Genomic DNA, 21170 nt, shown 5'->3' with positions numbered 1-21170 from the left:
TGATTGCACATGGCAGTCCCCGGACTGCCATCGCTGACAATCCTCGCCTGCGGGCGAATGCCGTTCAGTCTAGACTGGACGGCATTTTTTTTGGCTCTGTCATCGATAAATAGGGGATCTGCCTGAATCTTTCCTTGGCTGTGCTGTCTGACTCTGCATACCCACCATGCAGGAGCCGATCATGCAGCCAGCCGAATGGATACACTTTATCGCGCAGTTTGCGCAGTTGAACCGACGCCAGCGGCAGGCAGGAATAGCCTTACTGTGTGGTAATGGGCCACACGATGTGACCGTCACGCTGCTTGAAAACGCTACGCAAGCACGCCTGGGCTGTCCCGCCTGCCAATCGTGTCACCTGCACCGGCATGGCCATGCGCACGGCCTGCAGCGCTACCGCCGTGTATCCTGTGGACGCACATTCAATGCCTTGACGGGTACGCCGCTGGCGCACTTGCGCCATAAATCGCTGTGGCTCGACTATGCGGATTGCCTGCTTGATTCCAGGTCAGTACGCCAGGCCGCTCAGCAGTTGGGACTGCACCGCAACACCACGTTTCGCTGGCGACACCGTTTTCTCAGCGTAGCAAAGACGGATCGGCCGCATTGTCTGCATGGCATTGCCGAGGCCGATGAACTCTACGTGCTGGAATCAGAAAAGGGATCCAGGCAGATGACGCGTCCGGCGCGCCGCCGTGGCGGCCATGCCCATCAGCGCGGCATTTCCAATGAACAGGTTTGCATCCTGGTGGCGCGCGACCGTACGGGCCAGACCCTCGATTTCGTCACGGGCAAAGGGGCGTTGACGAAGGCACAGCTGCATCATTCGCTGCTACCCGTCATCGACAAGGACGTGCTGCTGGTGACCGACGGTTATGCCGCCTATCTGGCTTTTGCGAGGGAAGCAGGCATCAGCCACCAAGCAGTCAACTTGCGCGCTGGCATCCGTGTGCGAGGGGCCGCCCACGTGCAGAACGTCAATGCCTATCACAGCCGCTTGCGCGAATGGCTACGGCCCTTTCACGGCGTGGCGACGCGCTACCTGCCGAACTACCTGGGCTGGCGCTGGATACTCGACGCCAGGCGCATCCGTTCATCGGAAACGTTATTGAAAGCAACGTTGGGTGCATTCCCACACTTGACGGTGACATAGCCTTTTTTTGCCGTGGCGCAGCGACACCCGACATCACCGCGCACGCCAGCAACGTTGTCGGATTACGCCCGTTCGAACCTAATCCACCCCGCGCACGAGCAACTGCGCCACCTGCCCGACCCTGTCATCTACCGAACCTGACACATCGACAAAAGCGATCCCCCGCCGCGCCAGTTCGGCTTGGTACCACGCATGCTGGCGCGCGCGGAAATCCTCGTCGCGGCGCGTGCCATCCTGGATGAACGGGAAGTCGGGGGCGCACAGCAGCACCAGGTCGTAGCCGTGTTCGGCCAGCCGCGCCAGTTCCTGCTCGGCCTTGCCGAACATCTCGACGCAGTAGAAATACGTGGTCATGGGCGAGGTGTCGCAAAACAGCCAGCGCCGCGCCGCCAACAGCGCCTGCGCTTCGCGGCGCAGCTGCTCCCGGCCGATCTTGAGCAGATCGTCATAAACCAAAATACCATCCTGGCTTTCCCACAGTTCGCGCCCATATTCAGCCACCCAGGCCGTCTCGAAATGCGCCGCCAGCGCGGCCGCCAGGGTCGTCTTGCCGCTCGATTCGCCGCCGAGCACGCACACGCGCGCGACAAAATCGGCGCGCACGATGGGCGACAGGAAGGCGCCGTGCGCATGCGGGTCTTGCCGCGCCACGGTGCCCGACACGGGCACCACGGTTCTCGCCTGATCCACGCTCACGTGCGCCACCGTGCCCCGCGCATAATGCTGCTGCAGCACCTGTGCAAAGCCAGGGCCATAGTCTTCGCTGGTGAAGACGGCGTCGACGGGTAGTTCCAGCACCATCCAGCACAGCCAGCCCATGAAGTGGCGATGCAGTTCGCCATCGTCGTCGTTGTGCGGCAGCGCGCGCGATGGCACGCCGCGCGCCGCGCACAGGGCGGCCAGGCGCGCATCGTCCAGCACCACGATCTGCGCCTGCGGGAACTGCGCGCGCAGCCAGCGTTCACGGCGCGCCGACTCGCAGCCGGGAAATTCAGGCTTGGTGTAGCTGACCACCAGCAGTTCTTCGCTGGCGTCTTGCGCACGGTTGATCAACAGTTCGTGGCCCTGGTGCAGCGGGCAAAATTTGCCGACCACGAGGCCGCGTTTATATAGGTTCATGCCACTGCTTCCTGCAAATCCGAGGTGTATTGAATGATCTTGTCTTCCGCCAGCAAAGTCTCGACCGTGATGGCGCCGAAAAAAGGCGCGAGCAAGGCGCGCGCCTGGTCGGCCTGCGGCATGGCGCCCGGCGCCAGGCGCAGCGCGATGGCGCCATCGCCATGCTGGTGCACGCCGAACAGGGCGATGGCCAGCGGTTTCAGGGCGTGCGTGATGTCGATATTGTTGATCCACTCGCCCTTGACCGTGCGATAGCGCAAGGGGCTGCGTCCCGCCAGTCCCACCAGCACGGGACCATGCGGACCATGCGCCAGCGAAGCGTAGTCGCCCGTGCGGTAGCGCACCAGGGGCAGGCAAAAGTTAAAACCGCCCGTCACCGTGATTTCGCCGCGCGCACCCTCGGGCACGGGCTGGCCCGCAGCATCGAGAATTTCCACGTACAACCGGTGCTGCAGCAGCACGTGGCCGCCCGCCCGTTCATCGTAGACGGCGACGGGCCCCACTTCATTGAGCGAATAGATGTCGAGCACGGGGCAGCCAAAACGCGCTTCCAGGCGCGCGCGCATGCCCGGCAACAGCATCATCGAGACGGACATCAGCGCGGCCGGCTTGTGCGTCATGGACAGGGTCAGGAGTTCGGCAAACGAGATAGGGTCGCCCGCGATCAGCTCCGGCGCCATGGCGTCCAGATAGCGCGCGCGATCGTCCGGGTCGCGCCAGTCGTCCACGTGCAGATTGATCTTCGCCAGGCCCGATTCGTTCATCGTCGGCGTGACGGAAACATAAGTGAAGCAGCGGCGCTGGTGCCCCAGCAGCATCACGCCCACCTGGCCCGCGCCATGGCGCAGGGTCACGCCGAAACGGCGCAGCGCGCGCTTGTGGAAGGCCAGGTAACGGCCCGCCACCAGCGGGTGCGAGGCGATCAGCAGCGGGTGGCCCGTGGTGCCCGTCGTCTGGAAATTGATCATGCGCGCCAGGTCCGCATCGTCAGGCACGAAGGCGGCGATGTCGTGCGCCAGTTCGGCGCGGCTGATGGGCGCCACGTCCTGCAAGCGCGCTGGCGGTGAGCCGCAGGCGCGGTAATGCGGCACCGTGGCGTAGGCCGTCCTGAGAAAACCGGACAGCCAGGGCGGCGGCGCATCGGCGCCCCAAGCGACTACCGCGTGCATGACTTCCTGCTCGTAGGCGCGCAGCGCTTCCACTTCCCCGGCCAGCAGCTTGTTGCCGCTGCGGTTGCGGTAGACGGGCGCCGCGGGATGGCTGCGCAGTTTTTCCAGCATGCGCGCGCCCGCCGGCGTCAGGGTGGGACAGTACTCGTGGTCCGATTCCCAGGCACCGCCCGGCAGATTGACGTCAGGTTTGCCAGCGAGCGTCATTCGCGCGACCACTTGTCGGCCGATTCCTCGGCCGCCTTTTTCGCCAGCGCTTCGCGGATTTCGCGCGCACGCTGCTCGGCCAGCCGGCTCGCTTCGAGCAGGCGGCGGCGCTCCGTGCCGCTGATGGCCGACAAGCGGTCCGTGGCCTGCGCCACGCTTTCGTCGCGGGGCCGAAAGCCCAGGCGCGCCAGCACGATGCGCGCCAGTTCCTCGCGCCGTTCGGGGTCTTGCGTGAACTGGTGGGCCGGCGTGGCAGCGGCCAGTTCGCGCGCCGCCTCGCCCAGCAACTGCAACAAATCGTGCTGCGGCAGCCGCTGCCCGATGAACCACTGGTCGGCCAGCAGCCAGCACACGATCATGGCCAGCGCCAGCCGGTTGCGGTCCGCCTTCACCTGCGCGCCGATAAAACTCTGCAGGGACGCGGCCGGCGCGCGGGCGCCATGCAGCAGCAAAATGTCGTTGACGAGCGCCGCCACGGCCACGGCCTGCGCATTGGCGACGCCGGCGATGCGGGGCTCGGCCAGGAATTCGACGGGCGTGTCGGCAAGGCGGTGGGTCAGGGTTTCGAGGTGGGGACCAGAGATATTCATGGGCCTTTTCTTAATACAGTGATGCGCAAATTTAGCCCCAAAAGCAAAGGCTGGGGTCAGACCCGGCGGGTCTGACCCCGGATTTAAACATAGTGGCGCCGGCTGAACGCACGCGCAAAGTCCAGCAAGTCCTCGTAGCGCTCGACGGCGTGGATATCCCAGCCCTGCTCGCGGCGCGCGCGCTTCAAATCATCGTAGGTTTTCTGCAGCCATGTGTGGCTGGCAGCGCCCTCCCAGTCGCGCTCCAGGTTCAGGGCCATGGTGCCGCCCGCGCCCCCCTGCGCCAGCGCCTTGGCGGAAATATCCCAGCCGCTGTTGCCCAGTTCATCCTTGTCGAACATGGTGGTGATGCCATCGTCGGAAATCATCAAAATGTGCGCGGGCCGCTCGCGCTTTGCCGCATAGGTCTGGCGCAGGCGGTGGATGGGGAAACAGGTGCCGCCGCCGAAAAATTCCGTCAGTACGCCCAGGATCATGTCTTCATCGCGCACGAAACCCGGCGTTTGCATCACTTCGTTCTTGCCGCTCCACAGGGTCACCTGCACTTTCGCGCCAGCCCGCAAGGCCGATAGCGCGATGACGGCGCCAGCCAGTGTCAAAAACGAGGTGTGCGCCTGCGGGTTCGGCATGGAGCCGGAACTGTCCACGTACATGTCCAGGTCGACGGGCACGGCGTCGATGGCGCGCGCCGGTTCGCGGCCATACACGCGGCGCACGGTGGTCACACCAGGCACGGGGCGCGGCGACTGCATCACGGATTGCAGCCAGTCGATTTCTTCCAGAGGGTCGCCGATTTCCCACGGCTCCAGCCCTTCCATCTGCGGCTCCTGCGACTCGGGTGCAGGACGGCTGGGGAATGCGACCAGGTGCGGCAAGGCCCGCTCGCGGTAATAGCGGATGGCGATTTCATGGTCGCTCAGGTCCACGCCCGACGCCTTTAGAATGTCGCCCAGCTCGAACGGTTCGCGCAGCTGGCCGCCGCCCTGCCTGGTCGCCGGCTCTGCAGGCGCTTCGTCCCCGTCTAGGCCCGAGATGCGCTTGTCGTGCACGGGATGGATGGCGCCGTCCGCCTCGTCATCCTCGATCTGCTGCGCGCCATACGTCTGGCAGCCACGGGCCGCATCGCGCGTGTCGAGCAGGTAGCGGCTGGGGCTCAGAGCGTCGGTATCCTCGACCAGGTAAGGCAGCAGCAAGGTGGCGAAGCGGCCCGCCGCCAGCATCCAGTCGTTCGCGTAGACGCGGATCAGGCGCGCACCGAGCCAGGCGTCCGTGTCGAGGCGTTCATCGGCCTGGCCGCCTCCCAATTCACCCTTTTCCAGCTGCCACAGGTTTTCATAGATGCGCATGTACAGGGTCCATACGCCACCGCTGGACTTGGCTTCCACAGAGCGTCCCTGTTCCAGCTTTCGGTATATGTCGGCCATGCGCAGGTTCGCCTGGCGCTGCAGGCGGTCGTTGATGAACAGGTCCGTGTACAGATTGGCCACCATGGGCGCGTGCTGTTCCAGGGTGGGCAAGGCGCGGCGCATGCGCGCCAGCAGGCGAAACTGGTCGCTGGCGCTGCCCGGCGCGAGGATGTGGTGGCCGATTTCATGGGCGAGCACTTCCAGCGCATAGTCGTCCAGACCCAGCTCCGTCACCAGCGGCAAGTCCACCACCACGCTCTGGTCCAGCAAGCGGATCATGGCAAAGCTGCCGGACAAACCCTGCTTGCTGGCCTCGACGCGGCTGGCGCACAGGCTCGGGTCGCGCAGGCGCGTAAACTTGCTCCACACGGCAAGGGCCTCGGGCCAAGCGGCGCGCCAGGCGTCGATCAGGGCGGTGTCGGCGGTCGTCTTCATGCGAGCGGCAACAGGCGGATCGCGTGCGTCCATGGCGACGTGATGGCCAAGGTGTGCGCATTGGCGGCAAGCGCGATATCGCCGGCCGGCAGGTCGAGCGCGATGCTGCGCGCGCCGATATGCACGGTCGCGCCATCGAGACGCACGGATGATGGCATGCCGGTATTGGCCTGTTCATACTCCTGCGCCGTGGCGCTGTGCAGCACGGCGCCATAGGCGTCGGCCACCAGCAGGTAGTGGCGCTCGGCGCTGCGCACGACAAAACCGTCGGCCGTCGCGCGCACTTGCGGCGGCGTGCCGAAGTCGCCACCGAGGCCGCTGAAGCTGCCGAACTCCCGGCCCTCGGCATTGCCACGCCAAGGATAGTCCAGCAACTGCGCATGCACCTGCGGCCATTGCGCACCCGGCTCGTCAAACGCGGCCAGCGCCAGCGCGGGCGGCAAGGTGTCGGCGGCGGCCAGCGCGCCCAGACGGAAATGCGCAACGCCGGCGCGCCAGGCCAGCACCTGGCCCACGGCGCGCAGCTGCTCGACGCTGGCGACTTGCGGCGCCACGGCAGCCATCCCGGCCTGCCACTGCGCGGGCCGCGCTCCGGCCACGCTCCCCAGGTGAATGGCCGCGTTGCTGAGCATGCCCAATACATCCACGGGGGCCGTCGCCAGCAGCGGTGCAAACTGCGGCGCCAGTTCTCGCCAGACGGTATTCAAGAAGGTATTTTTCGCGGCCGGTCCGGCCAGGCCATGGCCCACCAGTTCCAGGGCCATGTCGTAGGCGGCCAGGGTCACGCCGCCCACGCGCTCGGGCGCGGCGGCGGCCACGGCCTGCACCAGCGGATCGACGCCGTCGTGCAAGAAGACGCCAAAGGAGGCCATATCGAGCGAGGGGAAACGCCGGCGCGCTTCCACAGCGCGCGCATTGAACTGGGCGCGGCCGCTGGCAAGTATCAAGGCGAAGGCAGGAGAAATCATCGCAGCCTTTCAGTCGCTGTGCGAAAAGTGCAGCAGATAGCGTTCGCCATCACGCTCGAACGCGATCTCGTCCCAGTGGATCGCGTACCACATTGGTGGCGTCATCGTCACGGCGTGCAAGGAAAAATCACCGGATACCTCGTCGATCGATTCCAGGAAGGCGGCCACCAGCTGCGCCCGAAAACGCCCGGGGGGCGCCGCCTGCATGTGCTGCGACGAGAAAAACCAACGTTGGCAGACTTGTTCCAGGTGCGCGCGCCCGCACGGCGCCGCACTAATGTGCCACAGCGGCGCCGGCAAGTCGCGCGCGGGTGCGATGACGTTCAAGGCGTAATCTTCCACGCGCAAGCCCAGCGCCGTCGTCAAATCGGGCGCAGCGGGCAGGCGCTGCAACTCGTAGCTGGCGCACAGATCGCTCGCTTCACTATTGAGTAGCGCCAGCGCTTCCAGGAAGCCTTGACAGCGAAGGACGCTCATTGCGAACGCAGCCAGCTGCGGTAGTTGGTATAGCGCTGGTGCAGATACTTGAGTTTTAACAGATCGTCGTACAGGGGACCGTACAATTTTCTCCCTTTCGTGCGTTCGCCGATCAGCTTTTCGATGCGGTTCAAACGCGCCAGGGTTTCGCGTTCGCTGACGCCGTCGAGGCCCAGGTCGAATTCGGCCGACAACACGCCGACAGGGTCGTCGCGGTCCAGGTCCAGGCGGTTGAATTCATCGTTCGACAAATCGAACAAACGGCGCAGCCAGCCCAGTCTGTCGCTGCGGTAGGCGGCGTTTTCCGGCAGCGCGAAAAATGGCGCGTCCGGGTCCGGCTGCAGCTTGTTATGCAGGACGAATGGCAGCACCTGGCGCAAGTCTTCCAGCTCCACCTCGCCATTGCCGCGGAAGTAAGCCATGGCCTTGGCGTAGATCATCAGCGCCATCAGGGTGCGCACGGAGATGCCGTTCAGGGTCTGGCAGCCCAGGTCTTTCAAACGATCACGCCCATTGTCGGCCGCCTGCGCCTGCCCCCGGTCGGCGCCGGCCAGGCGGGCCGTGTCCTTGGTCATGTATTCGAACTGGCCGCCGGCCGTTTCGAACAGCTCGAACTGGCTGGCGAAGAATTCCAGGCGCCGGCGCACGGCGTCGGGGATACCCACCTGGCGGATCGCTTCGCCGATCTGGTCCACTTCGCCTTCCGTGAAGATGATATCGGGCGGCACCAGCTCTTCGGGGCGCACGTTTTCTTCCACGCGCAGCAGCAACTCGTTCAGAAAGCGCGGGTTGAAGGCCAGCGCCTGCACCGTCACGTCGACCCGGTCGCGCAGCGCTTCGATCACCTGGTAGGTGCCGCCACCCTGGTCGTCGTTGGCCGTCAGATACCAGGCCGCTTCCGGACATTCGTAAATATGATTCAGCACTTCCGCGTAATTGTCGCCCATGACGGTGAGCAGCGCGCTTTGCGTGCGCGTGGGGATGCGGTTGTATTCATCGACGATCTTCACGCGCATGCCCAGCCAGGCGCGCCATGCGATGCGGATATCGTCCATGCTTTGCGCGTTGACCAGATCGGCCGGCAGCGGATTGCCAAGCAGATCGGCCACCGTCATCTGCGGGTGGCCATGCTGCATGGCCCGTTTCACTTCCTTGACGGTGGATCCGGCCAGCACGCCCATCAGCAAGGCGCTGGCCGTCTTGCCCCGCCCCGGCCCGCCGACGAACAGGCATTTGCGGCGCGTGGCAAAGGTCAGCAGCGGCAGCAGGATGAAGCTGGAATAGCTTTGCGCCGACGGCAGATTCAGGGTGCGGCGGCTGTCGCCCACCGAATACGTCTGCGACGGGCCATCGTTGTACTCGATGTCGTAATGGGGGCTGATGATGGCGTGGTTGACGATCCAGAAATAGGCCTGGCGCAGCTTTTCATCGAAAGGCCGCGCCTGCGTCTCGCCTTCCGCTCCCAGCGCGATGGGGCCCTGGTACAGGTCGGCCACGTCGAACTGCCGCGCAACGGGCGCGGACTTGGGTTTGGTGGGGGCTTGGGACAGGCGCTGGAAGAGGTTGAAAGCCATGGACAATTTTCAGAAAATCAGTAATTTCGAACCCAGCCATTTGCCGGGTTCACCTAAGTAAAATTATTACATAAAGTACCAGCTAGCATTGTTCAGTTCGCCAGCCGCGCGCGCCAGTGACAAGCTGCCCGATCCCGTGCGTGACGGTTTTTGCCGGCTGCTGCCGGCAGCATTGCAGAAAAAGAGCCAAGCGACCATGAGCCTGCCTTGCCCCACCACGACAGCACGCCACCGCCCTGGTGTGCCAAGCTTGCATGGTGTACACATGATGGATACCGTCGCTAGCGTTGCGGCCAGAGTACATCAACCTTCTCGTCGTCGGTCAACCACAAGCGCTTTCCGTCCTTGTCCTTGTGCGCACCGAATATTTTCTTGTAGTTATAGCTCTTGCAGTGCAGCTTCAACCAGGCGTGGTAGTAGTCATCAAGAAAAGCGCTGAATGTCTGCTGGAAGCCTGGTTCGCTTGCGTCTTTTTCGGACAGCTCAAAGCGGCCTATCCTGGCAACGATGTGTGCAATGTCCATCCTGCTGACATCGTCAAGTTTCACGGGGTCGGGCAAGGCGATCCTGAACGCCAGCACTTCCGCGCCCTCCTCTTCCCACCACTCGCGCAAATTGAAGCGGGAGATATCTTTTCCCGTTAGCGTCTGCAATTGATCCGCGAGTCTGTCGTATTCGGCATTGTCGTCGTCGCCATGTGCGTCACAGAACTGCGCAAAAGCCTGGATCGATGCCAAAATCATGGCATATCTTTCTTCCGCCACGGCCAGCTGGGGCTCCAACGCTTTCTCTGGTGTCATGTTCATCCTTGTTTGATGACGGATGCTGGCGCCTCGGCGCGCCAGCGCCACCAGCCCAGCGCCACGCACGCTACCAGCAAGGCCAGCAAGCCCGCCACTTCATGGCGGATTTCATACAGCGAGGCGCCCATCTGGTTAAGCGCGACAAAGCCCTGGATGCCGGCCGTCGATGGCAGCAGCCAGCGCAGCCATTGCAGCACGACGGGCATGGACGACACGGGCCAGGTCAGGCCCGCGAGGAACAGCACGGGCATCGAGGTGGCGATCATCAGCTGCGTGCCCCGTTCGCGCGTGCGGAACAGCATGCCCAGCAGCATGCCGAAGGCCGCTTCCGCCAGCGAGAACAGCACCAGCAACAAGAGCATGCCGCCAAAGTTGCCGCCACGGGGGTAATCCTGGAACCAGAAGACAAAGCCGAAGAAATAGCAGCAGTTGAGGAAAGCCACGCAGGCAAACGCCAGCAGCATGCCCATATATCCACCCGCCGTGCGCTTGCCCGCCACGGGGAAACTCTTGCGCTGGTACCAGGTGCCGAACAACATGGTCATGCCGATCAGCAAGGTCTGCTGCACGATCAAGGTGGCCACGCCCGGCACGACATACGCGCCATAGCCTTCCTTGACGTTAAACAGGGGCACGGCGTCGAAGGCGATGGGCGAGCGCTGCTCATTGGCCTGGATGCCCGATGGCGTGCCCGCACCCAAACGCTTGAGTTCGATACCGGCCGACACGGTGCCCACCACTTCGGCCAGGCCATTCAAGGCTACCTTGTTGAGCATCAGATACAAGCCATTGCCCGCCACCTGCGCGTGGGCGGCGCGTCCGGCCAGCACGTCCGTCTGCAAGCCGTCGGGAAGGATCAGCACACCCATGACCTCGTCGCGCCACAGCAGGTCCTGCGCGACGGGCAGGTCCGGCGTGACGGCGATCACTTGCAGCGAGGGATGGGCCATGGCAAAGCGCGTCAACTGGCGCGACATGGCGCTGCGGTCCTGGTCGACGACGGCCACGGGCACGCGCTGGACGATTTCCGTCGAGTATGGCAGCGGATAAAAGAAGGAATAGATGATGCCGCCGATAAACAGCAAGGTCAGCGCGCCCTTGTCCGTCAGCATGGCGCGCCATGTGGCGAGGAAGGATTGCCACATCATGTGCGCCCCCAGCTGGCCGGGGCATTTGCGCGGCGCGCCAGCAGGAACACACCCACGGCGCCGCAGCCGATGGCAAAGCCGGCCAGTATCAGCATTTCCTGCACGCCATAACGCCATGGCGCGCCAGCCAGCCAATATTTCGTTTGCAACTGCAGATAATGCGTGAGCGGCAAGGCTTGCGCCCAGGCGCGGGCTGGCGCCGGCATGGCCATCAAGGGAAAGGCCTGGCCCGCAAACGCGAAGGCCGGCGCCGTGATGAAGGCGGCGCCCGACAAGGCCAGGCGCAGGGATAATGTCGCGGCGATCAGCAAGGTGGCCAGGCCGCAATAGGCCAGCACCAGCAGCAGCATGCTCAGTAGTAACGCCGGCAAGCTGCCCGCCACGGCCCAGCCCCGCGCCAGGCTGAAGAACAGCAGGTACAGCAGCGCCAGCGCAAAATAAGCAAGCAAGGGAAACAGCAGCTTGGCGCCGATGGCGCCCAGCCAGCTGCCCTTCGCCGAGGCCAGCCATTGCGACACTGTGCCGTCGCGCAACTCGCGTCCGATGGAAGTGACGACAGCGACGACGATGAAAATCTGCAGCATGGCCGGCATCAGGGCCAGGGTCAAGAACGCTTCATAGCTGGTGTTTTCGTTGTATAAACTGTTCAAGGTCGTGCGTATCGGTTCGAACTGGGCGGCAGCCTGCACACCCGGCATGCCCTTTTTTGCGCGCGCCGACATCTCGATGCCGGCCGACAAGGTCGTGCTGACCGTGCGCACGTCGCGCAGCAAGGCGCCCGCGTGCGAGGAAAACTGCGCGTTGTACAGCCATTGCACGGTGGCTTGGCGTCCGCCCAGCAGTTTCCGCTCGAAATCGTTGGGGATCAGCAGGTAGCCAAACGCCGTGCGCTCGCGCAGGCGATGCAAGGCTTCATCGCTGGACGCCACTTTCGCCGCCACCTCGATGCCGGGCGACGCGTCGAGCCAGCGCGTGAGCTGGCGCGACAGGGTGGAGTTGTCGTTATCGATGACGACGATGGGCAAGTCGCGCGCGATGCCGGCCGAAAACACCAGCCACAACATGCCGCACAGCACGACTGGAATCCAGCTGAGCATGCCAAAGTCCCAGAAGTCGCCGCGCAAGCGCCGCCACTCGCGTGCCAGCGCCGCCGGCTGCTCTTTGTCAATCTCCCTCATCTCGTATCAGAGCGGTGGAAACACGACCGACATGCCCGGACGCAAGCCCTCGACCTTGATGGCGGGACGCAAGCGGATTTCAAACGTGCGCAAATCCGTGCCACCCGGACGGGCCGCGCGCCACGTGGCGAAGTCCGGCAGCACGGCGACCGAACTGACCTTGAAGCTCAGCTGCTGTTTCAGCGCCGGCACATTCGCCGTATGCGTGCTGCCCATGGCAAACGCGGCCATTTCATCTTCGCGCACCTGCAGCACGGCCCAGGCATCATCGAGGTTCACCAGGGTAATCACGGGAAAGCCCTGCGGCGCCAGTTCACCGGGCTGTATCTGGATCTTGCTGACCTGGCCCGCCACGGGCGCGGCGATCTTCGTTTCGGCCAGAGCGATCTGCGCTTCCGTCAGCACGGCCCCCACCTGGCGCGCCTGGGCGGCGGCGGCCGTCTTGTCTTCCGGACGAGCGCCCTTTTGCGCCATGTCATATTGCGCGCGGGCCGCCTGCGCCAGCTGGTCGGCGGCGCGCCATTGCGCTTGCGCCTCGTCGCGTTTCTGCTGGGCGATCACGCCTTGTTCGTACATATTGTTGACGCGGGTGTACGTGGTTTTGGCGATGGTGGCGCCCGTTTGCGCCCGCTCCCAGTTGGCTTTGGCGGCGGCGACTTCTTCCGGACGCGCTCCCGCTTGCGCCTTTTGCGCCACGGCCTCGGCCGCTTGCGTGGCGGCCGTCGCCTGCGCGATCTTCGCATCCACTTCCGGACTCGTCAACTGGAACAGCAGCTCACCTTTCGGCACCGTCTGGCCCAGCTTTACGTACAGCTCGCCTACCCGGCCCGGCACTTTCGACGAGACATTGACTTCCTGCGCATCCATCTGCCCCTGCAAAGGCAGGCGCTGCGGCTGGAACGCCTGGTACAGGCCCCAGCCGACGAAGGCCAGCACGATCACGGCGGCGACTATGGCCAAGGGTTTTTTGGAGGTACTCATTATTATTTGTCCACAGGTAATTGGATATCGGCCGCGGCGGCCAGGCTGCCCAGGCGCTGCGTCTCGCCCGTCGCTTCCAGCAATTGCGCCAGGCCCATCACATAGTTATAGGCAGTCTGCGCCCGCTGGGTCTCGACCTTGGCCAGGTTCAGGCGCGCGTCGACCACTTCCAGCGACGTCACTTGTCCTTGCTGGAAAGCCACCGTTTGCAAGCGGATATTTTCGCGCGCCAGCTCCACCGACGACGCCGTGGACAGGTACTGGATGCGGGCGTTTTCCAGCGCGCGCCAGTTCTTTTCGATCAGGGTGGGAATGTCGCGCTCGGCCTGGCGCGCCACCACTTCCACCCGCTCCTGGTCCAGCTTGGCGGCGGCGATCATCTTGCCCGTATTGATGCGGTGCACGAGCGGCACGGACACGACCAGGCCGATGGCCCAGTTCGAGCGCACGAGCTTTTCATTGCCGCGATTTAAGTTGTAGTTACCGATGGCAAAGACGGTGGGCGCGTATTCCTTGCCGTGCAGCTTCAAGGCTTGCTCGGCCTGTACGCGCTTGCTGTCGATCTTTTTCCAGTTCGCGTTTTCGCGCATGCCCGTGCTGATGAACGATTGCAAAGTACCGACCGGCAAGCTGTTGACGAACAGCGGCGTGCTGGGCAGCACTTGCGTGCTGACGGCAAGCAAGCGATCAAGCGCCACCTGGGCGATTTCCTCGTCGCTGCGGGCCTGCGCTTCGTCGCTGCGGGCGCTGTCGAGGGCCACATCGGCGCGCAGGCGTTCCGCGCGCGAAATCAGGCCGCCCTTTTCCAGCCTGGCAGCGTCACGCTGGTGCTGCGTCACGCCGGCCGTCACTTCGGCCCGCACGGCCACCACTCTTTTGGCCAGCAGCAACTGGAAGTAGCGCTGCGCCACCAGGGTGGCCAGCTGCTCTTCCGCTTCCGTACGCTCCGCTTGCGCGGCCAGAGTCAGGCTCGATGCGAGTCCCTTGACGGCGTCCAGGCGCCCGCCCGTGTAGATGGGCCACATGCCCAGCAAGCCGAACGACGTCAAATCCGTCACCACTTCGCGGTTCAGGGAATTGGGAATGTGCGGCGTGGGCAAGCCGGGAATCGCCGGCAGCGCGGATTCGATGCCGCCCACCACGCCGGCCAGGCCGCTCGTATCGATACTCAAATCCGTCGACAACCGGCCGCGAAACGCCGTCAAGTCCACGGAAGGACCATCGATATTCGACAAGGCCTCGGCCTTCAGTGTTTTTGCCCGCACGTCGAGCGCGGCGCCCTGCACGGCGCCCGAAGCCTTGGCCGCTTGCTGCAGCGCTTCGTTAAATGTCAGTGGATCCGCTTGGGCGGGCATGGCCGCGCCGAGCGCGCTCGCCAGCAATAATGATAAGTGTCCTTGCAATCTGCCCATGTAGCGTCCAGTCAATGAATGAGGGGAAAGCACGGGGTTGCCATGTTTATACTTTCACAATAGCAATTATATCCATGGATGTCCATTCCAGCCTGCACTATTGGTTACTGGAGTTGGCACATGAAAACGGGCGCCTCTTGCGGGGCGCCCATGTTAAGTGGAAAAGGAAGATGTGCATAAAAAAACATCAATCTCAGGCTGGACAGGAGAGTCTGGAATTAATGTAGATCAATAAAAGCGCAAATACAAAATAAATCTTGCGTGCTGCTCTGGACGGCATGCGCGCCCCTCGCCTACGCTGTTTTTTTATTTGAAAAACAAGAGGAACCCATGCGGACAGCGCGCTTGAATATTATTGGAATGGATCACGAAGGCTGCGCCGACAGGCTGACGGGCGCGCTCGAAGCCGTCACGGGCGTGGCCACCGTGTGCGTCTCGCTGGCGCGCCACGGCGCCACGGTGCAATTCGACGAACGGCTGGCCACGCAGGAGCGCCTGCTGGCCGCCGTCAATGACGCCGGCTTCATGGGCGAGGCCTCCAACGAAGAACAACTGCCGTCCTGCAGCGGCGCCTGCGGCCACTGCCGCCATTGAGTACCGTCACTGCGCGCCGCCATCTTCCCGCTCAGCCTTCCCGCGCGCCCCGGTCGCGCAGATGCGCCAGCACGCGGCGCGGTCCCAGCGCCTGCAGGTCGAACGGCGGCAACTCGATGGCGTCGAGCGTATTCTTGAACAGCAGACCCAGTTCCGTGTCCCCTTCCAGGCTCAGGCGGCGGCTGAAGAACAGGGTGTCGGGATCTTCCTGGCGCCGCGCCAGCAGCATCAGATCATGCACGCTGGCGGCGATGCACAGGTCCGGTACATCGACATAGCGCTCGGCCACGAACACCGTGCCCTGCCACTCGAAATCGAAGGCGATGCCCGCGTCCAGCAGCCGCAAACGCAGGCTGCGCCCTTCCAGGCTGCGCCGCACGTCGTCGGGCAATTGCGGCGCCAGCAGGCGGTTCAGGCCTTGTACGAACAGCCAGGAGGCGGGATACGGCGGCAGCTTGGACAGCAATTCGGCCAGCGGTTCGGGCAGACGGTACGACACGGCGGGCTTGCTCATGGGTGGCTTGGCCGGGACGGGCAATCTTTCCAGTTGATCTTGCATGGTGCTTCCTTTCAATGCGTTCAATGGGCGGCGTGCTGTTCCATGCCGGGCTGGCCGTGCCAGTAGCCGTCACAGGCGCCGGCCGGCTGGCAGGCCGCCAGCTGGGCCTGGGCGCCGATGCCGCTGACCTGGCCGCGGCGGGCGCGGTCGAAGATGGCGATCACCTGTTCCGTGTGCATGGCCTGCGGGCTGATGCGCGCCACCGCCACGCCCATGTCGCGCATGGCGTCGAGTTCGCGCACCAGGTTGTAGACGAGCGCCGACTGCGTCTGCGTGCCGTTCAACACGAGGAACGGCACTTCGTCGCGCGTACGCAGCAGCAGACCATCCGGCTCTTCCAGACAGCTGTAGCCGCAATCGTCCTTCGGCAGGTTGCGGTTGCGCGCCGTGAAGCAGCGCGCGGAAAACGCCAGCGGCATGCGGCCGTAGGCGAACACTTCCGTCTCCAGCCCTTCCGGTTTCTGGCGCTGCATCTCGGCCAGCGCCGTCTGCCCCATTTCCAGCGGCATCACCCAGCGCCGCGCGCCGAGGCGCGCCAGCAACTGCAGGCTGGGGCCATTGAACAGGTTCAGATGGGGGCCGGCGACGAAGGATGTGCCCTTTTCCATGCAGTGCACGGCGCCCATGTCGTTTGCCTCGACGCCGTAGCGGCCATTGCCCGTGATGCGGCGCAGGGTCGCCAGTTCCGCACCCGCCTCGATCAGCGCCTGCGTCGACAGCACCACTTCCTTGCCGGCGGCGGCCAGCATGTCAGCGATATCGAGCCAGTCGGCCAGGCGCACTTCATGCCGGCGCGAGCAGACGGTTTCGCCCAGATACACGATATCGACGGCCGTGCCGGCGATCTGCTGGTAAAACTCGAAGACGGTGGCGCGCGGCCAGTAGTACAGCAAGGGGCCCAAAGAAAGCTTCAGCATGTTCATCCTTTATTTCCAAGATCTATGGTAAGCGCCGAGGGTGTGCTGCTGGCCCTCGGCCAGCTTGTCCATGGCCGCCATCCAGCCCGGCTTGACGGCGTAGCGCGCATTGCCTTCGCGGCAGGCGTCGATCGCTTCGCGCCACACGCGCGTCACCTGCGCCACGTAGGCGGGGCTGCGCTGGCGTCCTTCGATTTTCACGGCGCGCACGCCCATGGCGATCAGCTGCGGCAGCAGCGCCAGCGTGTTCAGACTGGCCGGCTCCTCGATCGCGTAATACTCTTCGTCATTGACTTCGAAACGTCCCTTGCACAGGGTCGGATAGCTGGCGTTTTCGCCCGGTGCATAGCGGTCGATCAGCACGCCGTTCAGGCGCGATTCCAGGCCGTTCGGCGTTTCCAGCCAGCGCACGGATTTCGCCGGCGAGCACACGCCGTGCGTGTTCGGCGCCTCGCCCGTCGCATACGACGACAGCGCGCAGCGCCCTTCGACCATCACGCACAGGCTGCCGAAGCCGAAGACCTCGATCTCGACTTCCGTCTTGCTGATCAACTGTTCCACCTGCGCCATCGACAGCACGCGCGGCAGCACGGCGCGGGCGATGCCGAAGTGCTCGTGATAGAAATTGATGGCTTCGTAGTTGGTGGCCGAGCCCTGCACGGACAGGTGCAAACGCAGCTGCGGGTGGTGCTGGGCCGCATACGCCATCAGGCCCGGATCGGCCACGATCATGGCGTCGATGCCGGCCTGCGCGGCGCGGTCGATGGCGCTGCGCCACACGGCCCAGTTGTGCGGCTGCGGATAGGTATTCAGCGCCAGCAGCACCTTGCGTCCATATTGATGGGCGTAGCGCACGCCCTCGGCGATGGCCTTCTCGTCGAAATTGAGGCCGGCGAAATTGCGCGCATTGGTGGCGTCGCGAAAACCCAGGTAGACGGTGTCGGCGCCATTGTCGATGGCCGCTTTCAGGGCAGGCAGGCTGCCGGCGGGGCAGACCAGTTCCAGCGGTCCGGCCACGCGGGTGGCGGTGGTTGAATCAAGCATCATGATATTCACAGTCCTGTATCGGCTCAGGGTGCAGACTATAGCCCCGCCCATGCCGCCCAGTCCTTGACGCAGGTGAAGGAATGCATGCATGGCTGGCGCGCGTTCAACTTGCTTGACCTGGCTGTAAAATGCCCCACTTTTCACCCTCGTCGATTGACCGCCATGACCCGCAAACCGCTGCTGATTTTCCTGCTTACCTTGTTCCTCACCGCGCTGCAAGTGCAGTGGGCCGGCCCGGCCGATGGCTATGACGCAAACACCATCTCCGTGCTGTCGCCCGAAGTGCTGGGCGCGTATCCGGGCGTGCTGCTGCTGTTCCTGCTGGCCGTGTTCGCGCGCCGCCAACTGCCGCTGCTGCGCCAGGCCGCCATCTGCACGGGCCTGCTGGCCGTCTACTGGCTGCTGGCGAATTACGTGACGTTCGACGCACGCGTGGCCGGCTGGAGTACCTACTCGCCGCTGGAAATCTGGGCACACGTGCTGCCCGCCTCCGTCGCCAGCATCGCCGCCTGCGGCGTCGCATTCTTTTGCGCGAGCTGGCTGATCCTGCGCGAAACGCGCTGGAACAAAACCGGCTGAGGTGGTTTTTTCACCTGCATCAAGGATTCGTCACGCAACTGCACGCACCCTTTGACGCCACTATATTTAGTGATTAATCTCCATAAAAACACCGTATGTTGTGTTTATTGGAGGTTTCATGACGACAAATGCAGTTTCCCCCACACGCGGCCAGGTCGATGTCGCCGCGTCCATCAATGAATACCTGGACCGGCGCGACTGGCGTGTCAACGCCAACGCCAACCAGGGCTACTCGCTGGGCGGCCTGATACTCAATGTGTCGGGCAAGGTCATCGCCAACTACTGGCTGGACCAGGTGTATCCGCCGGAAGTGGGCGCGGCGCACCGCGAAGCGGCGCTGCACATCCACGACCTCGACATGCTGGCCGGCTATTGCGCCGGCTGGTCGCTGCGCACCCTGCTGCACGAAGGCTTGAATGGCGTGCCGGGCAAGATCGAGTCCGGCCCGCCGAAGCACATGTCGAGCGCCATCGGCCAGATCGTCAATTTCCTCGGCACCTTGCAAAACGAGTGGGCTGGCGCGCAGGCGTTCAGCTCCTTCGACACTTACATGGCGCCCTACATCCGCAAGGACAGCCTGCGCTACGAAGACGTGCGCCAGTACATGCAGGAGCTGATCTTCAACCTCAACGTGCCATCGCGCTGGGGCACGCAGACGCCGTTCACCAACCTCACGTTCGACTGGGTCTGCCCGGACGACCTGCGCGAGCAGATTCCCGTCATCGCCGGCCAGGAGATGGACTTCAGCTATGGCGAGCTGCAGGCCGAGATGGACATGATCAACCGCGCCTACATCGAGATCATGATGGCGGGCGACGCCAAGGGCCGGGTCTTCACCTTCCCCATCCCCACCTACAACATCACCGAGGATTTCGACTGGCATAGCGAAAACGCGGAACGCCTGTTCGAGATGACGGCCCGCTACGGCCTGCCCTACTTCCAGAACTTCATCAATTCGGAACTCAAGCCGAACATGATCCGCTCCATGTGCTGCCGCTTGCAGCTGGACTTGCGCGAACTGCTCAAAAGGGGCAATGGCCTGTTCGGTTCCGCCGAGCAGACCGGCTCCCTGGGCGTGGTGACCATCAACTGCGCGCGCCTGGGCCACCTGTGGCGCGGCGACGAGCCTGCGTTGCTGGCCGACCTGGACCGCCTGCTGGAACTGGGCAAGACCAGCCTGGAAATCAAGCGCCGCACCATCGAGGAACTGATGCAGCAAGGCCTGTTCCCGTACACGAAGCGCTACCTGGGCACCTTGCGCAATCACTTTTCCACCCTGGGCGTAAACGGCATCAACGAGATGATCCGCAATTTCAGCGGCGACGCTTACGACATCACGTCCGCCGAGGGCCATGCGCTGGCGATACGTCTGCTCGACCACGTGCGCGCCCGCATGGTGCAATTCCAGGAAGAGACGGGCCATATGTACAACCTGGAAGCGACGCCGGCCGAAGGCACGACCTACCGCTTCGCCCGCGAAGACCGCAAGCGCTATCCGGCCATCCTGCAGGCGGGAACAAGCGACAATCCGTATTACACGAATTCGTCGCAGCTGCCCGTCGGCCACACGGACGATCCGTTCGAGGCGCTGGAATTGCAGGATGCGCTGCAGCGCAAGTACACAGGCGGCACGGTGCTGCACCTGTACATGACGGAAGCGCTGTCGGATGCGAACGCCTGCCGCGAGCTGGTCAAACGCGCACTGAGCCGCTTTTCGCTGCCCTACATCACCGTCACGCCCACGTTTTCCATCTGCCCGCGCCACGGCTACCTGGCCGGCAAACATGAATTCTGTCCCACCTGCGACGCGGAACTGATCGCCCGCAAGCAATCCGATCTCGCTCACCCACTCAAGGAAACGCCATGAACGCACGTCCCGACTTCACTCCCGCCATCACCCTGCTCGACACCGAACGCCAGCGCTGCGAAATCTGGACGCGCGTGATGGGCTACCACCGCCCCGTCGCCTCGTTCAACATCGGCAAGCAGGGCGAATTCCACGAGCGCCAGTATTTTACGGAAGCGAGCGCCAAGGTTGGCCAGCCCGCCTGCCATGGCTGAGTTGAAAGTGGGCGGCCTGACGCCCTTTTCCGCCACCGACTACCCGGGCAAGCTGGCGGCGGTGGTGTTCGTGCAGGGCTGCCCCTGGCGTTGCGGCTATTGCCACAATCCGCATTTGCAGGCGCGCACGCCGGAAGGCGCCATGCCCTGGCAGGACGTCCTGACCTGGCTGCGCCGCCGCGTGGGCCTGGTCGACGCCGTCGTCTTCAGCGGCGGCGAAGCGTGCATGGACCCTGCGCTGGCGCGCGCCATGCAGGACGTCAGGGAGCTGGGGTTCGGCATCGGCCTGCACACGGCCTGCATCTATCCGCAGCGCCTGCAGGAAGTGCTGCCCCTGGTCGATTGGGTCGGCTTCGACATCAAGGCGCCGTTTGCCGATTATCGTCATGTGACCCGCGTGGCCGGCAGCGGCGACCCGGCGCGCGCCTGCCTGGACGCCATCCTCGCCAGCGGCGTGGCCTACGAGTGCCGCACCACCACCCACCCGGACCTGCTGCCGGACGAACAGTTGCTGGCCCTGGCCGCCACCCTGGCTGCCAAGGGCGTCGACAACTACGTGCTGCAGCAGTTCCGCGCCGAAGGCTGCACGGATGCGGCGCTGTCCGGCCGCCCCCTGCACGGCTATCCGGCGGCGCGCACCGTGGCGCAAATCGGCGCCATGTTTCCGCGATTTACATTCCGTAATCATGGCAATTGAGCCTGCAGCCACATACTTGCTGAAAATCCCACAAAATTCCCCGTTCTGCAACGCTGAAATGTCTTGCGTACTGTAATGTATCAACTGTGCCGCGCGCCC

The 21170-nt window shown here is 64.1% G+C and carries 21 protein-coding genes; 6 read left to right on the top strand and 15 right to left on the bottom strand.

The window, feature by feature from the left end; translation table 11 throughout:
• The first annotated feature begins 181 nt into the window (after positions 1-181).
• Entirely contained in the window at positions 182-1150 is a 969-nt protein-coding gene (locus FG13_RS00875) for an IS1595 family transposase (protein ID WP_035826753.1), read from the top strand.
• A 78-nt stretch (positions 1151-1228) separates the two neighbouring features.
• Here the strand turns inward: FG13_RS00875 and FG13_RS00870 are convergent, their stop codons facing one another.
• The 12 genes from FG13_RS00870 to FG13_RS00815 form a co-directional block, all read right to left on the bottom strand.
• Complete coding sequence (locus FG13_RS00870; RefSeq protein WP_035817549.1) at positions 1229-2269, bottom strand: AAA family ATPase; 1041 nt, start codon at positions 2267-2269, stop codon at positions 1229-1231.
• Positions 2266-3645 (bottom strand): AMP-binding protein, encoded by a 1380-nt coding sequence (locus FG13_RS00865; RefSeq protein WP_051958303.1) that lies wholly within the window; start codon positions 3643-3645, stop codon positions 2266-2268. The genes FG13_RS00870 and FG13_RS00865 overlap by 4 nt, the downstream gene beginning before the upstream one ends.
• The gene (locus FG13_RS00860) at positions 3642-4235 is read right to left on the bottom strand and encodes a hypothetical protein (protein WP_035817546.1); all 594 of its coding nucleotides are present in this window, start codon (positions 4233-4235) and stop codon (positions 3642-3644) included. The genes FG13_RS00865 and FG13_RS00860 overlap by 4 nt, the downstream gene beginning before the upstream one ends.
• 83 nt (positions 4236-4318) lie before the next feature.
• Positions 4319-6076 (bottom strand): vWA domain-containing protein, encoded by a 1758-nt coding sequence (locus FG13_RS00855; protein ID WP_035817544.1) that lies wholly within the window; start codon positions 6074-6076, stop codon positions 4319-4321.
• Positions 6073-7044, bottom strand: coding sequence for a hypothetical protein (locus FG13_RS00850; protein ID WP_035817542.1), 972 nt, complete (start codon positions 7042-7044; stop codon positions 6073-6075). Before FG13_RS00850 ends, FG13_RS00855 begins: the two co-directional genes overlap by 4 nt.
• 9 nt (positions 7045-7053) lie before the next feature.
• A complete protein-coding gene (locus FG13_RS00845) occupies positions 7054-7521 on the bottom strand; it encodes a hypothetical protein (protein ID WP_035817540.1) in 468 nt (155 codons plus the stop codon).
• Positions 7518-9095 (bottom strand): AAA family ATPase, encoded by a 1578-nt coding sequence (locus tag FG13_RS00840; RefSeq protein WP_035817538.1) that lies wholly within the window; start codon positions 9093-9095, stop codon positions 7518-7520. The genes FG13_RS00845 and FG13_RS00840 overlap by 4 nt, the downstream gene beginning before the upstream one ends.
• A 281-nt stretch (positions 9096-9376) precedes the next feature.
• The gene (locus FG13_RS00835) at positions 9377-9895 is read right to left on the bottom strand and encodes a hypothetical protein (RefSeq protein WP_035826750.1); all 519 of its coding nucleotides are present in this window, start codon (positions 9893-9895) and stop codon (positions 9377-9379) included.
• Between the two features lie 2 nt (positions 9896-9897).
• Positions 9898-11046 (bottom strand): ABC transporter permease, encoded by a 1149-nt coding sequence (locus tag FG13_RS00830; protein WP_035817535.1) that lies wholly within the window; start codon positions 11044-11046, stop codon positions 9898-9900.
• On the bottom strand, positions 11043-12224 hold the full coding sequence (locus tag FG13_RS00825; RefSeq protein ID WP_035817533.1) for an ABC transporter permease: 1182 nt from the start codon (positions 12222-12224) through the stop codon (positions 11043-11045). The genes FG13_RS00830 and FG13_RS00825 overlap by 4 nt, the downstream gene beginning before the upstream one ends.
• Before the next feature lie 6 nt (positions 12225-12230).
• Positions 12231-13205, bottom strand: coding sequence for an HlyD family secretion protein (locus tag FG13_RS00820; RefSeq protein ID WP_035817531.1), 975 nt, complete (start codon positions 13203-13205; stop codon positions 12231-12233).
• Positions 13206-13207: 2 nt separating this feature from the next.
• Positions 13208-14560, bottom strand: coding sequence for a TolC family protein (locus tag FG13_RS00815; protein ID WP_235211639.1), 1353 nt, complete (start codon positions 14558-14560; stop codon positions 13208-13210).
• Positions 14561-14962: 402 nt separating this feature from the next.
• Between FG13_RS00815 and FG13_RS00810 the strand changes: the two genes are divergently transcribed.
• On the top strand, positions 14963-15211 hold the full coding sequence (locus FG13_RS00810) for a heavy-metal-associated domain-containing protein (RefSeq protein WP_158300164.1): 249 nt from the start codon (positions 14963-14965) through the stop codon (positions 15209-15211).
• Positions 15212-15242: 31 nt separating this feature from the next.
• Here FG13_RS00810 and ubiT read toward each other — a convergent pair whose 3' ends face one another.
• The 3 genes from ubiT to ubiU are packed head-to-tail and all read right to left on the bottom strand — an operon-like array spanning position 15243 to position 17734.
• On the bottom strand, positions 15243-15770 hold the full coding sequence (gene ubiT / locus FG13_RS00805; protein WP_051958297.1) for a ubiquinone anaerobic biosynthesis accessory factor UbiT: 528 nt from the start codon (positions 15768-15770) through the stop codon (positions 15243-15245).
• 20 nt (positions 15771-15790) lie between these two features.
• Positions 15791-16687: a ubiquinone anaerobic biosynthesis protein UbiV gene (ubiV, locus tag FG13_RS00800; RefSeq protein ID WP_034783050.1), complete on the bottom strand. Its 897-nt coding sequence runs from the start codon at positions 16685-16687 to the stop codon at positions 15791-15793.
• 9 nt (positions 16688-16696) lie between these two features.
• A complete protein-coding gene (gene ubiU / locus FG13_RS00795; RefSeq protein WP_425251885.1) occupies positions 16697-17734 on the bottom strand; it encodes a ubiquinone anaerobic biosynthesis protein UbiU in 1038 nt (345 codons plus the stop codon).
• A gap of 162 nt (positions 17735-17896) precedes the next feature.
• On the opposite strand from ubiU, the gene FG13_RS00790 reads away from it, so the two are divergent.
• The 4 genes from FG13_RS00790 to FG13_RS00775 all read left to right on the top strand — a co-directional run bounded on the left by FG13_RS00790 (position 17897) and on the right by FG13_RS00775 (position 21071).
• On the top strand, positions 17897-18313 hold the full coding sequence (locus FG13_RS00790; RefSeq protein WP_035817524.1) for a hypothetical protein: 417 nt from the start codon (positions 17897-17899) through the stop codon (positions 18311-18313).
• Positions 18314-18431: 118 nt separating this feature from the next.
• Positions 18432-20180: a ribonucleoside triphosphate reductase gene (locus tag FG13_RS00785; protein WP_035817517.1), complete on the top strand. Its 1749-nt coding sequence runs from the start codon at positions 18432-18434 to the stop codon at positions 20178-20180.
• Positions 20177-20374, top strand: a complete 198-nt coding sequence (gene nrdD / locus FG13_RS31050) for an anaerobic ribonucleoside-triphosphate reductase (RefSeq protein ID WP_035817515.1) — start codon at positions 20177-20179, stop codon at positions 20372-20374. The genes FG13_RS00785 and nrdD overlap by 4 nt, the downstream gene beginning before the upstream one ends.
• On the top strand, positions 20367-21071 hold the full coding sequence (locus FG13_RS00775) for an anaerobic ribonucleoside-triphosphate reductase activating protein (RefSeq protein ID WP_035817512.1): 705 nt from the start codon (positions 20367-20369) through the stop codon (positions 21069-21071). Before nrdD ends, FG13_RS00775 begins: the two co-directional genes overlap by 8 nt.
• Positions 21072-21170: the final 99 nt, after the last annotated feature.

This window comes from Janthinobacterium sp. RA13 (genome assembly GCF_000745325.1).
Classification (GTDB): domain Bacteria; phylum Pseudomonadota; class Gammaproteobacteria; order Burkholderiales; family Burkholderiaceae_D; genus Janthinobacterium; species Janthinobacterium rivuli.
This window is presented reverse-complemented; position numbering and strand designations above follow the sequence as displayed.